13 protein-coding genes are annotated in these 15,144 nt (G+C 61.8%); 5 read left to right on the top strand and 8 right to left on the bottom strand.

What is annotated here, in order from left to right; all coding sequences use genetic code 11:
* Nucleotides 1-97 precede the first annotated feature (97 nt).
* The 3 genes from VH599_20715 to VH599_20705 form a co-directional block, all read right to left on the bottom strand.
* On the bottom strand, nt 98-1,867 hold the full coding sequence (locus VH599_20715) for a S53 family peptidase (protein HEY7350745.1): 1,770 nt from the start codon (nt 1,865-1,867) through the stop codon (nt 98-100).
* 325 nt (nt 1,868-2,192) lie between these two features.
* Nucleotides 2,193-2,570 carry a helix-turn-helix domain-containing protein gene (locus VH599_20710; GenBank protein ID HEY7350744.1) on the bottom strand — a complete coding sequence of 126 codons (378 nt, stop codon included), beginning with the start codon at nt 2,568-2,570 and terminating at the stop codon, nt 2,193-2,195.
* A gap of 104 nt (nt 2,571-2,674) precedes the next feature.
* Nucleotides 2,675-3,148 (bottom strand): maleylpyruvate isomerase N-terminal domain-containing protein, encoded by a 474-nt coding sequence (locus tag VH599_20705; GenBank protein HEY7350743.1) that lies wholly within the window; start codon nt 3,146-3,148, stop codon nt 2,675-2,677.
* Between the two features lie 285 nt (nt 3,149-3,433).
* On the opposite strand from VH599_20705, the gene VH599_20700 reads away from it, so the two are divergent.
* A complete protein-coding gene (locus VH599_20700) occupies nt 3,434-4,360 on the top strand; it encodes a CHAP domain-containing protein (protein HEY7350742.1) in 927 nt (308 codons plus the stop codon).
* Between the two features lie 188 nt (nt 4,361-4,548).
* The gene (locus VH599_20695) at nt 4,549-5,811 is read left to right on the top strand and encodes a hypothetical protein (GenBank protein HEY7350741.1); all 1,263 of its coding nucleotides are present in this window, start codon (nt 4,549-4,551) and stop codon (nt 5,809-5,811) included.
* On the opposite strand, the gene VH599_20690 is transcribed toward VH599_20695, so the two are convergent.
* Both VH599_20690 and VH599_20685 read right to left on the bottom strand, forming a co-directional pair.
* Nucleotides 5,783-6,619, bottom strand: coding sequence for a methyltransferase domain-containing protein (locus VH599_20690; protein HEY7350740.1), 837 nt, complete (start codon nt 6,617-6,619; stop codon nt 5,783-5,785). The genes VH599_20695 and VH599_20690 overlap by 29 nt on opposite strands.
* Nucleotides 6,620-6,652: 33 nt before the next feature.
* Complete coding sequence (locus VH599_20685) at nt 6,653-7,249, bottom strand: hypothetical protein (GenBank protein ID HEY7350739.1); 597 nt, start codon at nt 7,247-7,249, stop codon at nt 6,653-6,655.
* A gap of 254 nt (nt 7,250-7,503) precedes the next feature.
* Between VH599_20685 and VH599_20680 the strand changes: the two genes are divergently transcribed.
* Nucleotides 7,504-8,088: a hypothetical protein gene (locus VH599_20680; GenBank protein HEY7350738.1), complete on the top strand. Its 585-nt coding sequence runs from the start codon at nt 7,504-7,506 to the stop codon at nt 8,086-8,088.
* A 270-nt stretch (nt 8,089-8,358) separates the two neighbouring features.
* Complete coding sequence (locus tag VH599_20675) at nt 8,359-9,657, top strand: ATP-grasp domain-containing protein (protein HEY7350737.1); 1,299 nt, start codon at nt 8,359-8,361, stop codon at nt 9,655-9,657.
* Nucleotides 9,658-9,688: 31 nt separating this feature from the next.
* Here the strand turns inward: VH599_20675 and VH599_20670 are convergent, their stop codons facing one another.
* Both VH599_20670 and VH599_20665 read right to left on the bottom strand, forming a co-directional pair.
* On the bottom strand, nt 9,689-11,080 hold the full coding sequence (locus VH599_20670; GenBank protein ID HEY7350736.1) for a CUAEP/CCAEP-tail radical SAM protein: 1,392 nt from the start codon (nt 11,078-11,080) through the stop codon (nt 9,689-9,691).
* Nucleotides 11,077-11,409, bottom strand: coding sequence for an oxidative damage protection protein (locus VH599_20665; GenBank protein ID HEY7350735.1), 333 nt, complete (start codon nt 11,407-11,409; stop codon nt 11,077-11,079). Before VH599_20665 ends, VH599_20670 begins: the two co-directional genes overlap by 4 nt.
* 49 nt (nt 11,410-11,458) lie before the next feature.
* Between VH599_20665 and VH599_20660 the strand changes: the two genes are divergently transcribed.
* Nucleotides 11,459-12,454, top strand: a complete 996-nt coding sequence (locus VH599_20660; GenBank protein ID HEY7350734.1) for a methionyl-tRNA formyltransferase — start codon at nt 11,459-11,461, stop codon at nt 12,452-12,454.
* Between the two features lie 694 nt (nt 12,455-13,148).
* On the opposite strand, the gene VH599_20655 is transcribed toward VH599_20660, so the two are convergent.
* Nucleotides 13,149-15,026 (bottom strand): alpha/beta fold hydrolase, encoded by a 1,878-nt coding sequence (locus VH599_20655; protein HEY7350733.1) that lies wholly within the window; start codon nt 15,024-15,026, stop codon nt 13,149-13,151.
* Nucleotides 15,027-15,144 lie beyond the last annotated feature (118 nt).

Genomic DNA, 15,144 nt, shown 5'->3' with positions numbered 1-15,144 from the left:
CTTGCGGCCCCGACTTGCAGCGCCGCCTGGAAGGCGGCTCAACGGCTGGCTGCCTGGAAGGCGGCGCTACAGGTGGCCGCCTTCCAGGCGAATCTGCTCAGGAAAGCCCTCCCAGCGCGCGGGCGATCTCAAGGAAGTTCGGCGTTCCCCAGCCTGTGGGATAATCCCATCCTGGTCCGGTTTTATAATAGAGGTTCGTTCCGTTTTTGATGTCGTGGAAGGGATGAAACTTCCCTGGATGATTGGCAAGCTGGTAGATGGTCGGCGGCCCCCCTAGATTGGGCTTCCCTTGCTTGCGCAGCGCCTGATCGACCAGCAGCGCCCCAGCAGCCCAGATGGGGGCTGCCGCGCTGGTGCCTCCCACTCCCAGCCAGAACCCCTGATAATAGATGGCAATGCCATCAGCAGCGGCGGCGACATCTGGCACCTGGCGATTGCCGTTCGAGAACGAGTTCTGGACTCCCTGCCCCGCCTGCCAGGGTGGCAGAGGGAAGTTTTTATTCTGGCTGACGCCTCCGCCAGTCCCCCACGTATTCCCGCACTTCGATTTATCCGGGCTTCCCGCTTCCCAGGCGCGCTCCCCGCCCTTCAGGCTGGTGCCTCCCACGCCAATGGCCCAGGGCGCGCTCGCTGGGAAGCTCACCACAAGCTGACCAAACACGCCATCGGTAAAGGCGGCGCAATCCCCACTGGAAATGAAGACGCTGATCCCCTCCACCGCCATCAGTTGCAGGGTTTGCCCATACTGGGCCATATAAGCGGGCGTGACCTGCCCCTCTCCTATGCCATAGCTGATACTGGCTACCTGCACCTCATCGTCTACGGCGATCCGATTCAAGACATCCAGAAAGCTCTTGTCGTCGGGTTGGGGGGATTGATAGTCAATCAACTGCGCCTGGGGCGCCAGTCCGGCGATCAATTCAAGGTCCAGCGCCCCCTCTCCCGCTCCGGGGCCAGCCGGTACTCGACCATCTACATCCACATTGCGCACTTGCAGGTTCACGTCGTTGCAGGCGGCGTAATTGGCGACATCGTGGCGATCATAAGACTCACCTACCTCCACGATGCCTATTTTCATTCCCTGGCCTCGGATTCCCTGCTTATAGAGGGCGTCGAAGGAATATGCCTGCGCCAGTTGGTCCCGCGTCAGTCCCATCAGGCTATACAGCGTACAGTCGCCAAGTTTTGGGGATTGCTTCTGCTGGGGAGAACTGCTGTGCAACCGACTCAGTTGGCCCTGGAAGTGGGCAAAGTTATCCAGCCCGATGATGGCCGTAACCAACGGCGCAATATCGGCTGGCAAGACGGGGGCTTGATTTGGTCCAAAGAAGTCTTGCCCATTCAGCGACCGCTGCTGGAGAACAATCTGAAAGGCTTTTGCTATTTGTAGGACGGTGGCCTGTACGGTCAAGGTGGTTCTCAGTGGGCTGGCGTTGACCACTTGAAACCCCTGCTGAGTAAGCCAGGTGGTCACGTGCTGGACGGTTTCCGCGTCTGCGCCAAACTGCTCGGCCACTTGTTGTGGGGAGAGATATTGGCCGTAGCGCGGCGAAGAGGGGTCATAGATGTCTTGTGCTGCCTGGGCCAACGCCTGCCGATTGATTTTTAAGCCAATTGTCAACTGAAGCGTTTGGTCAAGCGGCAGCAAGCCAATGAGTTTTCCTTGCAGCGCCGCAGTTGGCAGCCCTGAGAGGGCCGGAAGCGGCGGCAAATACGTAGAGCGCGATGGCTGCGGCTCTGGAGAACCTCCACAACCACTCAATAGGAGTAAGGCGGCCAACATCCCAATGAGCCACGGCTGCTGTGCTATTCGCCTGGCGCCTCGTGGTAGCCGGGTCATCGAGGCGACGATATGTACTACTTTCACGTGTATCCTCCTCTGCCAACATTCGTGGCTCATGCGGTTTGCTCCCGTTGCAGCAGACACCCAGGGAGACGAAATCATCCCGCAGCAGAATGCCCTTTAGTAGTGTAGTGGAGAATGTCATCAAATGAAAGTAGTTACGCAACATCCCAGCAGTGAAGCCCATCACAGTTCGATTCCCGTCGTTCATGGCCCCCAGGCAGCAATCTTTAGTCCTACCCGCGAAAAACAGCAAAAAACCCAAGATATGGGGTTTGGCCGCTTGAGTAATCAATATCTTGTATCTCTGCTGGCTGAGGGCGCGCTACGAGTAGCGCGCTCTGAAGCCTCAGCCATCCTGGGGGGAGGGGAGCCATTTTTCCGCCCAGGCCGCGATAGAGCGGATCACCTGCTCCAGATCATAGCCGCGCTCGTTCAGCGAGTATTCTACGCGGACAGGTGGCCCTGGTAGGACATGGCGGATGACCAGCCCTTCCGCTTCAAGCTCGCGGAGGCGTTCGCTTAAGAGCCGGTCAGAGAGGCCGGGGATGGCAGCGAGCAATTCGTTAAAACGGTGAGGGCCATTAATGAGGACACGCAAGATAACCCCGGTCCAGCGTCGGCCAATCAATTCCATAGCATGATGATAGCGGGGACAGAACGCTGAGAGATGGTGTTCTTCGGCTATCGGGGGCGCCAGGTGCCCCGCCTCAAGCTCTTGACTCATGATATGGCCCTTCTTCTCTTCTACCAGGCCGCTTCCTATCGCCTACAGGCTCAAGACCTTCTAAAAACTGTTCTAAAGCAGCATTGTATCACAGGAAAAGCGCCTCACTGATTGGCGAGCAATTCCTCTAAGAGCGCGCGGTGTTCATCTTTGTGGCGCGCCAAAGCGGTCAGGCTTGCCGTAGGGTTGGTCGTTTTCCCATTAGGCCGGGGAATCTGGCGATAGAGTTTTTCGTGTGGGGTGGCCTTCAGGAAACTGATGAGATCGTTATACGCCTCTGCAAAATCAGCGCGCGCCTGCCTGGCATCATATCCCTTCCATGCTTCGGCGGCGCGAGCGTTGAAGGGGTCGGGATTGCGCGCCTCTTCCAGCATGTTGGCGGGCAGGTCATTTTCTGTGAGGCGCACCTCGATAGCGCGCTGCCCCCAGCGATCCCAGGCGGCGATGTGCGCCAGCACTTCTCGTAATGACCAATCCCCCAGTTTTCCGGGTGTTGTCAGTTCTTCATCGGAAAAACGCGCGATGACGGCCTCCAACTCCTCCTGAGATTTCTGGAAACGCGCAACCGGGTCATCCATAGCTAAAAACCGCCTTTCACTGCGCTGCAACAGAGCCTTGGCATTGGGCCTGGCCTTCCTGTCTGCTGCGCCTCTCTCTTAGCATATCACAATCCCACTCGCTCGAAAAATACCCCAACGGGGCAGCCAATAAGTCCTGCTTTATCCTATACAGCGGGTTTTGGCGCGCCTGTATGGCATACTTGTTCTTAATGTCCCTATCGTCCCTGTCGCTCAGGTGGTCTCGCCCACTGCCGGGTGATGGGAGGACGGGTTTTGTCAAGAGAGAAAGGACCAGAGTATCGAATGCACTTTCGATCAGATGAGCGTGCGCCGCTTTCACGGGTTGGCCTCTGTAGACTTCCTGGCTTCGACGAGCAAGATGTTGACCTGCCCCCTGAAGGGAGCAGCACACGCGCTTTTCGGGCTGCGCTTCGCGGATTGACAGCAGACCAGGATGGGGAAGCGGCTGCCACAGTGACAGAGTCAGTGACGAGCAGTGGGCTATCGCCTCGCAAGTCTGCGAGCTTCGCCCGCCGCCAGCACTGGATGTTACGCCGTCGGATGATCGTAGTGGCAGCGGCACTGCTGGCGCTGCTGGGAGTGAGCGCAACGTTGCTTGGCTCGCATGTAGGCATGCTGGCATTTGGAGTGGGCGTCAGCCCAACGACTGTCGCGCCTACGCCAATGGATCCATCAGGTTCTCAGGCTGGCATCGCATCCATTCCTGTGACGGCGCATAACCCTCGGGTCGGGTCCAGGACACCGGAAGTGACCCCGACACCGAAACCACCTCCGCCGCCACCTCCGCCAACCTACACGCCTGATGGCCCCTACTCGAACGGAACACCCCCGCCGGGGTATCCCAGTTTTGCCGTCACCGAGCCTGCAAATGATCCCTGGGCCAGCGTGTTTGGTCAGTGTGTGTGGTGGGCGCAATACAAGCGGCCCGATGAGAACCTGGCGGGCATGGGCGCCGCCATGAATTGGGCCAACGGCGCGCGTGCGCGTGGATACACGGTCACCTCGACCCCTGCGGCCAACGCGACGGTCGTTTTTGCGCCGGGTGTGCAGGGAGCGAGTCCCCAGGGCCATGTCTCGCATGTGGAAAAGCTGTTGACCGGTGGCTGGGTGCTGGTGAGCGAGATGAATTTTAATTGGAACGGCGGCGGGTTCGCTCGCGTGAACTATCGTTACATTCATGTCGGCTCAGGCGTCTGGTTTATCCACTGATACCTGATAGATACCTGAGAAACGTAGATGGTTCCACCACACATGAGATGTTGGCAAGCGAGGCATGGTACTTGTAGCGCCGCCTGGAAGGCGGCCAGCGACCAGCCGCCTGGAAGGCGGCGCTACAAGTGGCAACCCCCAATAGGTGGTGGAACCAACGTAGATACATAAGAAACGGCGGAATAGTCGTGACTGAAGCCAGCCGAATGACGGGCGAGCGGCTGGTCTGGCAGCGACCAGAGCAGTTGCTGCAACCAGATGCGCTGGAAACAGTGCTGAGCAGATCATCGCTGTGCTGGCCTCACTGTCCGAAAGGGAGTGAGGCCATTTCTTCTAGAGGCCGTAATCTGCGAGGGCGTGTCGTAGGGGTACGCCAGGAGCCGCTGAAGGGCGGCGTTTCGGGCGCGCATCTGGAACGCTTGCTGGTGGAGCTTGCCATTAAAGGGCCGACAGGAGTTCGACGGGATACGCTTCCGCTGATCTTCAAGCGCATCAAGCCCGACCAAAGCTGGCTGATGCGCTCCAGCGGCGATACGCGCTGTCGAGAGGCGCAGCTCTGGCGGCATGGGCTGCTGGCCGATGCGCCCCGCGCGCTCTGTGTGCCGGTGCTGGCGGCTGCATACGATGAAGACACCGGAGAGGCCGCGCTGCTGCTGGCGGATGTGACGCGCTGGCTGGGGACGTTAGAGGATTGCTTTGCCCCGGCGCCGCCCGGCCAGTTGAGGCTGTATCTCGATCACCTGGCCCGGCTGCACGCGCACTACTGGCAAGACGCGCGCCTGGACGCCGCGCGGTTTGCGCTGGCTACGGTGGAGCAAGCGTCGTTGATGCTTGCCCCGGCGGCCATACAGGCGCAGCTTGCCACAGGTGACGCCCACCCCTATCTGCCTGTGTCACAGGCTGGCTGGGAAGCCTTCTTCACGTATGGGCCAGCGGAGGCGCTCGGCAAGGTTCAGCGGGTCTTTGATGCTCCGGCAGCTTTTCTGGCAGACGCCGCCAGTGTTCCGTCAACGCTGCTGCATGGCGACGCCTGGCCGCCGAACATGGGCAGCCTGCCCGGCGAACGTGGGATAGGCGGGAGATATGGCGGGTATCCTGGCAGCCGCACGATTTTGATTGATTGGGCGCTGGCGACGGCTGGCCCGGCGAGTTTTGATCCGTTCTGGCTGCTCTTTGCCTGGCGAACGGTTGATACACGCCTGGCCCTGCTCTATTACCGCGAGCGTCTGGTCCTGCATCTGGCGCGGCGTGGTCTGGACATCGGCGCTGCGCAGTGGCGGCTGCTGGTTGATCTGGCGGCGGCGCGCACCGTGCTGACCTGCGGTGAGACGATGGGCCAGGAAATACGCTTTGCCAGAACCGCAGCCCGCCGCGCCAGGGCTATCGAAGCCCTGGCCTGGTGGGTAAATTGGGCGGCCAGAGTCATCGAGCGTCGGGGCTGGGACCAATAACCCTTCCGGCGCTGCCAAACGCCTCAAATAGCCCTGAGTCTTTGGTGATGTAGATCGCTTTCTGTGCAATCAGTTCCTGCTTCAGCAGTTCGCGCAGCCGCTGAAGTTTTTCCCCCACGAAGACGGCTTTCGCCTGGCCGGAGAGGATATACTCGATCAATGGCTCGACTTCTGTGACCACCAGGGCATCTTGGTAACGATAGAGCGTGACCGATGCGAACCAGTGGGCAAGCTGCTCTGCTCCATTCTCCAGGGTAAACGAGAAGCTGGTGCTTCTCTGAGAAAAGCGCCTGTCAACCCGGCCCATCAGATCGCGTATCTCGTGCTGGTGGGTATCGCCAATCGTTGAGGCATACAGACGACCATCTGCCTTGAGGACGCGGCGAATCTCTGCCAGCGCCCGTGAGCGGTCTGGCACATGATAGAGCATATGATTGGCAATAACCACGTCCAGACTGGCGTCATCAAACGGAATGGTCTGCGCGTCAATGACCCGAAACGTAAAGCAGTGCTGGCGCTGGCTGAGGTTTTGCTGCGCCTCCTGAAGCATCCCCGGCGAGAAATCTGAGAGAGTGATCTGCCAGTCGTCGGCAATGCGGTCCCGATTGCTGAGCCACAGTTTCCCCGGACCACAGCCAAGTTCAAGGATACGACTGCCCGGAGCAATCTTGAACTGGTCGAAGAGCCAGCGGTTCCAGCCGCGCTTGTTGGTGCTAAAGCGCGCGTGCAACTGGATACGCGCATTCAGGTTAGACGCATCTTTGTATTGCTCGTTCAACAGATAAGATTGATCGGTTAGGTCTGACATGAAAACCTCTCTGTCTAGGGTGGTCTTCTGAAGTTAGCGTTCCTCTAGGGCTGCGGCCAGATAGGCTGCCGGGCGATACAGAGCGCCCGACTGTACCCCGGCCTCTACGCGCTCAAGCAGCGCCAGCAGTTGCGTGCGTGGCGTCTGCTGGATGGCGCGCACCGCTGCCGCGCGAGGATAATCCAATCGGCGCAGACGCTCCAGCAGAGCCAACGCCTCGGCATCAAAGCCTGCCAGCGCCTGGGCTGTCGCCTGGCGTGTTCTGGTCGCTTGAACAACAGCGGCGCGTGGGTGCGCCGCTTTGGCGCTCGCCCGGCGTTTCATGGACGCATCAAACACCGCTTTCTGCGAGGTAAGCTGCTCCACCAGGGCGAGCAGATCGGCCAGCTGATAAAGGGCGCGGCGTTGGCGCGGGCGATTGGGCCAGGGCGCGTACTGGCCCGCCTGGGGCAGCAAGCCGCGTTGTCGAAGCCACCGGGCAAACGCAGCGGCGGTCTTTCCGCGAAGGGTCTGGTCTTCGCAGACCAGGACAGCCCACGCGCGATCAACGTCAATCAGGATAGAGGTGTCATAGAGGAGCGCATCAGCCTGGGCAGCGCGCTCAAGCGCCGCCTGGGTTTCCGGTTTCATCAGCGCCTCCTGATCGTTTGGCGTTATCTCTGCAAAGGGCGCTTACGCAGAACATTGCTTCGCACGATGTTCAGTTGCTGATAAACCACTTCTGTTTCCATTCTACTCTTGCCTGTCCATTCAGGCAAGGCCCATCAGGGCATGTTTTCAATCCGCCTGACGCCGCGCTCAATTGGCGTGCTTCTTGCATTGTTGCCTGGCGGTTGGTCGTGTTGAGGCGACTGTTTAGCAGACAATGAGCGAGAAGAGTGTGTATGCAGATTGCTTGTATTGGTTCGCGCGAGATTCCGCCAGAGAGCGCGAACGCCTGCCGCGAGATGGGTATGGGACTGGTCCGGGCAGGCTATACGGTTGTTACCGGGGCGACACCCGGCACGCCAGGGCGGGATGACTGGGCCAACTGGGCTGACGCCGCTTTCGCCGCCGGGGCGTATTATCTCAATCCGACCCGCCTGATCGTCTGCCTCCCCTGGCAGCATTTTCCGCATGGCAGCGGCAGCCCGCCGCCTGAGATCAGCGTCGGATACGTTGAGGAGCATCTTGAATGGGCGGAGGCGGCCCGCCGCTACTGGGAGGCAGAGCGGGCTGCCTATGTTGGCCCCTGGGCAGCGATCCATCGGGCGACCAGCCTGCGCTATGTGCGCAATGCCGGTATCATCCTCCAGTCGCGCCTTGTGCTGGCCTGGCCGCATGGCGAAGCGAATGGAACGCGCTTTGCGATGGGCTTTGCCGAATGGCGCGGCGTACCGGTGATTGACCTGGAGATAGCGCCCTGGCGTGAGGCTCTGGCCGCGCTGGTGGCTCAGCCCCACCTTATTGGCGACTCAAATCGCTGCTAAGGGGTTTCACCACACATGAGGTGTTGGCAAGCGAGGCGTGTTACTTGTAGCGCCGCCATCCTGGCGGCCAACGCTTCGCCAAGGCGAGCGTTCGCCCTCCAGGCCACCGCACCGGCGGGCCAACGTTGAGCCGCCTGGAAGGCGGCGCTACAAGTAGCCCCCGATAGGTCGTGGATCGCCGCTAGGGGAGGCTGACGGTTGAAAGCCGCGCCGTGTGCTACAATGAATGAATTAAGAGGATCATCTTGATTCTTCGTCAGGAAAAGCGCAATGGATACTTCTTCTGAGCAGAAGCGCGTGCTGCTCTTGTTCTCGCCAGCCTCCTATCGAGCCAGCCCCTTTGTAGAGGCGGCAAACCGGCTTGGCCTGGAGGTGGTCCAGGGCGTTGATCTGCCGGAGGCGCTGGCCGAATACTGGCATGTGCCGCTGGGCCTGGATTTCGGCAACCCAGAACAGGCAGCCGGGGCAATCGTGGCCTATGCCGAAAAACACCCGCTGCATGCCATCATCTCTGTTGATGACAGCGCCAGCCTCTTAGCGGCTCGCGCCAGCGCCGCCCTGGGATTAGCGCATAATTCACCGGATGCCGCGCTGGCGGCGCGCGATAAATATGTGATGCGCCAGATGCTGGCGGCGGGCGGAGTGCCTGTACCCTGGTTCCGGTGTTTTGCCGCCACAGATGATGCTGCCCAGGTAGCGGCGCAGGTCGAATATCCCTGTGTCGTCAAGCCGCTGCGTCTGTCGGGGAGTCGCGGCGTGATTCGCGCCGATTCGCCGGATGAATTGATCGCGGCATTTACGCGCACGCGCAAGATGCTGCTGGCCGATGGCAGCGCGCCGGAGGGGACTTCGCTGCTGGTTGAACGCTTTATTCCTGGCTTCGAGGTGGCGCTGGAGGGCATCCTGACCGATCAGAAACTGAACGTCCTGGCGCTCTTTGATAAGCCCGATCCGCTAGATGGCCCGTTCTTTGAGGAGACGATCTATGTGACGCCTTCCCGGCTGCCGCCAGCGACACAGGCCGCCATTGCCGATTGCACGACCAGAGCGGCGGCGGCGCTGGGCTTGCGGACGGGGCCGGTGCACGCGGAACTGCGGGTGAATGACGCCGGAGCCTGGATCGTCGAGATGGCCGGGCGCTCGATTGGCGGTCTCTGCTCCACAATTTTGCAGTTTGGGGTGGATATGTGCCTGGAAGAGTTGATTCTGCGCCAGGCTGTCGGACTGGAGATTGACTCGCTGGACCGCGAGGAGCAGGCGGTAGGCGTGATGATGATCCCTATCCCTGGCGCGGGTATGCTGCGCGGCGTACAGGGAGCGGAGCAGGCGCAGGCGACGCCGGGCATTGTCGGCTTCGAGATGACGGCCCGGCTGCATAACCCCGTTGTGCCGCTGCCAGAAGGCGATAGCTATCTCGGCTTTCTCTTTGCGCGTGGCGAGAGTCCGGCCCAGGTAGAAGCGGTGCTGCGCAAGGCGCACAGCAAGCTGAAGTTTACGATTGAGCCGCTGCTGCCGGTCATCAGCCTGACGAGCGTCTCTCGGCGGGCGAGCGAAGCGACTAGCGGGTGAGAGAGCCTAACTGGCCCTGATTGGGTTCCGCTCAGCAGAACCACGATTCGGTGAGGTGCGGCGTCTCTTTTCGGGCGAACGGCGGGCGCGCCCTGCCAGCAGCGGTTAGAACGAGGCCCGCTGTCTCTTCGGCCAGCGCCTTGATGGCGTAGAAGGTTTCGTCTGCTGGTGTGTTGGATCGCTCGCCAGCCTCTACCAGCGCGGCAACCTCTTGCTGAAGCCGGTCCAAGCGTGGGTCGGGATGTGTCCATTGATAGCTGAAGGCGGCGGCATCCAGTTCGCCTAGAGAGGGGCGCATCGCTGGCTTATCCAGCAGCGCCGCGCCTGGCGGCAAGAGAAGCCGGATGGAGTAGTGGACGGGATCGATCTGTTCAATCAGGTGATACTGCTCGATGAAGGTGAGCAAGTCCAGGTAATCGTCGAGCGTGGTCCAGGGCGTGAAAGGCAGCAGCGAGGGGCGCATGGGAATATCCGCATCCTCCAGAATGCGCAGGGCTTCAATCACATCAGCCCTGGTATGGCCTTTGTCCAGATGCGCCAGGACGTGATCGCTGACCGCCTCAATCGCCGAAACGATGAAGGCGCAGCCGAGCGCCCGGAACTCGCGGAAGAGGGCGCGGTGTTCAAGGATATGTTCGATCTTGATCGTGGCGTCGAAGGTGAGCGCGGGAAACTCGGTGCGCATGGCCCGCAGGATTTTCAGCGAGTGGCCGGGGCCATTCAGGAAATCGGGGTCGCCAAAGGTGATATGCTGCGCTCCCATCTGTACCTGAGCGCGAATATCCTGAAGGACGATCTCCCTGGGGATGACGAAAAAACGGCCCTGGTAGACGGGCGTAATCGGGCAGTGCAGGCAGGTATGCAGGCAGCCTCGGCTTGCTTCGACATAGCCTACCAGCGACAACTGCTCCCCCTGCTGGAGACGGGCGTAGCGTTGAAGCGGGGGCAGCGCCCGGCGGTCCGGTTGGGTGAACGGCAGGCGGCGCAAAATGGGCGCGGCGGGCGCGGTAGGTGTGCTGACGCCGGGCAGTGAATCGGGGTTGCCCTGTTCCAGCGCCTGAACGAGTTCGAGCAATGCTTGCTCGTATTCGCCGCCGATGACGAAATGGATGCCTTGCGCGTGGAGGTAATCGGCGTTCAGCGAGGCATACAGGCCATAGAAACAGAGCCGCGCCGTTGGGTTCAGTGTGTGGACACGCTCGGCCACGCGCATTGCCAGCCGCAGCGCGGTGTGCATGGGGACAGAGATGCAGACCAGTCTGGCCTGGATGATCATCTCGTCCGTCAGCGGTTCGACGGCGGTGTCAATGGCGACGGGCGCGTAACCAGCTTGCGCGAGGACAGCAAGGGGCGACGCGAGGTTGAGCGGCTGATGCCCAAGCTCGTAGCAGGAAACCAGGAGGATCGCGCCGGGTGTTCTCATTTCTTGCGCTGAGGCGCTCCGCCGCCCTTGTGTCCGGCCCCAACGGGCGCGCCACCTTTGCTGCCTTCGGGGGTCCAGCCTTCGGGCATGCGCGCTTGCTCACCGAAGAAAAACTCTTCCATTTGCTCGCGCAAAATCTTGCGGGCGTCGGGATCGGCCATATTCAGGCCATAATGATTGATGATGAGTGTCGCCTGGGCGGGCCACATGGCGTATGCTTCGGCGGAGATATGCTCGTAGATGCGCTGGCCGAGTTCGCCAGAGAATGGCGGCTTGTCCAGGCCAGGCAATTCGCGCCCCAGTTTGACACAGTGAACCATACGTGGCATTGTCGTTTCTCCTGTCGCCAGTAAAAGCATCTCTTGAGAGAATAGTATCGTGAAGAACACGGCGCTGTCAAATAGCCAACCAGTGAAGAAGACCAGCAGCGAAGCCAGGCGCGTCCTCTTTCTGGGAACGCCGGGCGACTTTTCGCGCCCGCCGCTGGAGGCGCTGCTGGCTGATGGGCTGAAGGTCTGCGCGGTGGTTGTGCCTGCGTCGGGGCGGGCAGCCAGCGATCCAATCATCAGATATGGCCCCGCGCAGGGTGGACGCTCGCGGCTTCCCATCCTTACCCCGTTCATGAATCGGACCATCGCGCAGATAGCCTGGGAGCGGAGTATCCCGGTGGTTGAAGTTGGCGCGCTGGTGAGCGCCCGGACGTTGGAGGCGCTGGCGGCTTTCCAGCCCGATGTGATCTGTGTCGCCTGCTTTCCGCAGCGTTTGCCCAGGGCGCTGCTCACACTGCCGCCGTTGGGCTGCCTGAATCTGCATCCGTCGCTCTTGCCTGCCTATCGCGGGCCGAGTCCGGGGTTCTGGGTGCTGCGCAATGGCGAGCCATATACCGGCGTGACCATCCACCTGATGGATGAGCATCTGGATACGGGCGACATCCTGCTTCAGCAAGCGTTTGAGATTCCCGAAGGCATCAGCAGCGCCGCGCTGGAACAAGAGTGCGCGACGCTGGGCGCGCCCTTGATGGCGCGGGCGGTGCGGGCGCTGGCGTCTGGAACGGCTGCCCGAACGCCGCAGCCGACGGAGGGCAGCAGCTATTACTCCTGGCCGAAAGACGAGGATTTCAGCGTACCAGTGGCGCGCCCGGCTCGCTGGGCGTTCAACTTCATTCGCGGCGTGGCTGACTGGGCTGGCCCGCTGGAACTGCGTATCAACCATGAACGCTTTCCGGTACGTCAGGCGCTGGACTATCAGCCGGATGCCCGGTTGGGGCAGCCCTATCGGCGCGCGGGCGATGAACTGTGGGCGCAGTGCGAGCCGGGCGTGCTACATGTGCTGCTCAGCCAGCCAGCGTTTGGCCGGGAACGCGCGCCGCCCTGACGCGGCAGCCGCCCGCAAGCCGCCAGCCGGGCGCGCGAGAGGCTGGATGAAGCATGCGGGTGAAACCCGAAACGGATAGCGGTTTTCCAGCCAGGTTTTGGCTGGGAACGCGCGCGGCGGAAGGTTGTACCAGGGGATAGATGCGTGAGATGAACCCATGAGAGATTCCCCCTTCTTGCCGTTGTGCGGCAGAAAAATGGAACGACCACATCGGGGAACCCTGGCCTGGAGAGGCCGGAGGGTTCACAGATATGGTCGCTGGGGGGTCTGGCTGGGGTCTCGATGGTACAATACTCCCCAGCCCCATATCTGGTTGTGCCGAATGTGGGGTCATGGCACAGCCGGTGGGTTTAACACCGGCCCTGCCAGCCGTTCTTCAGATGGTGCAATACGCTGGGTGTGAGCTACCCTCCAAAACAGAAGTAGGACAAGCGAACGGGTATGGAGAGAGTATAGCCTGCCAGGCGCTCCTCTGTCAAGTATCCTGGTGCTTTTGGTTCTGCCAAAAAGCGGAGTACCTATAGCGCCGCCGTCCCGGCGGCAGGGGGCTGCGGGGCGGAGTACCTGTAGCGCCGCCATCTTGGCGGCCAGCGTTGGCCTGCTGGTCCGCTGGCCTGGAGGGCGAACGCTCGCCCTGGCGAGCGGTTGGCCGCCTGGAAGGCGGCGCTACAGGTACATACAGTGCGTGTGCTGCTCAGCGCAGCAAGACATAATCTTGTAGGAATCGCTCCATGCGTGTGAGATAGGCGCTGATGGTATGGGCGCGCGCCCAGCCGTGTCCCTCGCCGGGGTAGATTTCCATCTCGACGGTTTTGCCCGCCCGCCGCAGCCCTTCTTCCAGGGCTGTCGCCTGGTCTTTGGGGACGACGTTATCTATTTCGCCTTGCAGCAGCAGGACGGGCGCCTGGAAGCGTTCGACGTGGAAGAACGGCGACCACTCGCGGTAGCGCGCGGCGGCTTCGGGAAGCGGGCCGACGATGCGGTCCAGGTAATGGGCTTCCAGCCGATGCGTGGTGCGGGCCAGGTTGAAGAGATCGGTGACGCCAAAGAGGCTGACCCCGGCCTTGAATCGCTCAGGATAGGTTGCCAGCAGTTGCAGCACCGCGTAGCCGCCCGCGCTGCCGCCCCAGGGGACAACGCGGCCAGCATCAGCCCAGCCGAGCGCCACGACCGCAGCAACCCCGGCGACAATATCGGCCATGTCTTTGCCGCCCCATTCATTGCGCAGCGCCTGCGTATAGGCCCGACCATAGCCGGTGCTGCCGCGCACGTTGGGAACGAAGACGCCCCAGCCGCGCTGTGCAAAATATTGGGCGGTGGGATTCCAATCAATCGGTGACTGGCCGGTGGGGCCGCCGTGAATCATGACCAGCAGCGGAATGTTGGCCTGGCCGTCGTTGGCTTGCGCCGGGCGATAGAAGAAGCCGTGCAGCGTCAGGCCATCGGCGCTTTGCCAGGCGAGCGATTCAGGCGAGCGCATGCCTTCGCCGGTCAATCCGCCAACTGCGCTGGTATAGATGCCCCGCGCTTTGCCTGAAGAGAGGTCAATGCTGACGACGGTAGGCGGCAGGGTTGGCCCGTGATGCAGGGCCAGCAGGGCATCGCCGCGCGGCGACCAGCGCAGGCTGGAATAGGAGCCGCGCTCCGGGCCGAGATGGCGCGCTGCGCTGATGGCGCCTGTCGTTTCGTTGATGTCCAGCAGCCCGATCTTCCACACGCCGTCTTCATTGCGTCCCAGGGCGATCTGCCCACCATCGGGCGACCAGGCATAGGTGCTTGCGCCAGAGGACCACTGCGGGCCGCCGTGTTCTATCGCCTCTTCGTGCCAGGGCGCGGGCGCGGAGCCATCGCCTGCCGCGCGCCAGAGGTTCAGGTAGCCGCCCTTGTCGCAGAGGAACGCCAGCGTTTTGCCGGTGGGCGACCAGCGCGGCTGAGCGCAGGCCACTTCTGCTTCGCCCAGCACCACGCGGCGCTCGCCCGTGTCCAGATCATAGATGACGACGCGGCTTTCGTCCCAGCCCATGTTGGGTACGTCCCATTCCAGCCAGGCCAACTGCCGTCCATCCGGCGACCAGGCGGGGTCAATGGCGAAATCTGCCTGAACAGGGACGCGGCGCGGCCAGTCCTGGCCGTCGGCGTCGGCCAGGCCGATGCTGCTGGTTTTGCCATCGTCGGCGACATAGGCGATCAGTTTGCCGTCGGGCGAAAAGGTGGGGGCGGATACGCGGCCCTCGCCTGTGATGATGCGCCGGGCCTGGCCGCCGCGCGGCAGCGAAATCAGCCAGAGTTTGCCATCCGCGCCGACAAAGGCCAGCGCGTCGCTGCGCACCGTATAGAAACCGCCAGCGTAGGCTCCGGCGGGCGCGGGCGCGGGATCGGAGGTCAGGCGCAAGATCGGCCCGCCGTCGAGCGGGAGCCTGAGCAGGTTGGCGCGGCCATCGTGCGTTTCCAGCACAAACGCGCCCGCGCCGTCGTCTGACCAGCGCGGCTCGCTCAGCGCCCGCAGGCTGGCGATCATGCCAGGGGTAAAGGTTGTTTCATAAAACCCTGGTCGGGCAGTAGGGTAAGGCAAGGGACTCCTCCTTTAACCTCTCTGGTTCTGTGGTATGTGTTGCGCTGTAGATTATACCTTAGCAGCGGGTCCGGCGTCTCCTGGGGGTTTGCTCGCGGTTTCTTCGCGGTTTCTCCTC

The organism is Ktedonobacterales bacterium, from assembly GCA_036557285.1.
Taxonomy (GTDB): domain Bacteria; phylum Chloroflexota; class Ktedonobacteria; order Ktedonobacterales; family DATBGS01; genus DATBHW01.
This window is presented reverse-complemented; position numbering and strand designations above follow the sequence as displayed.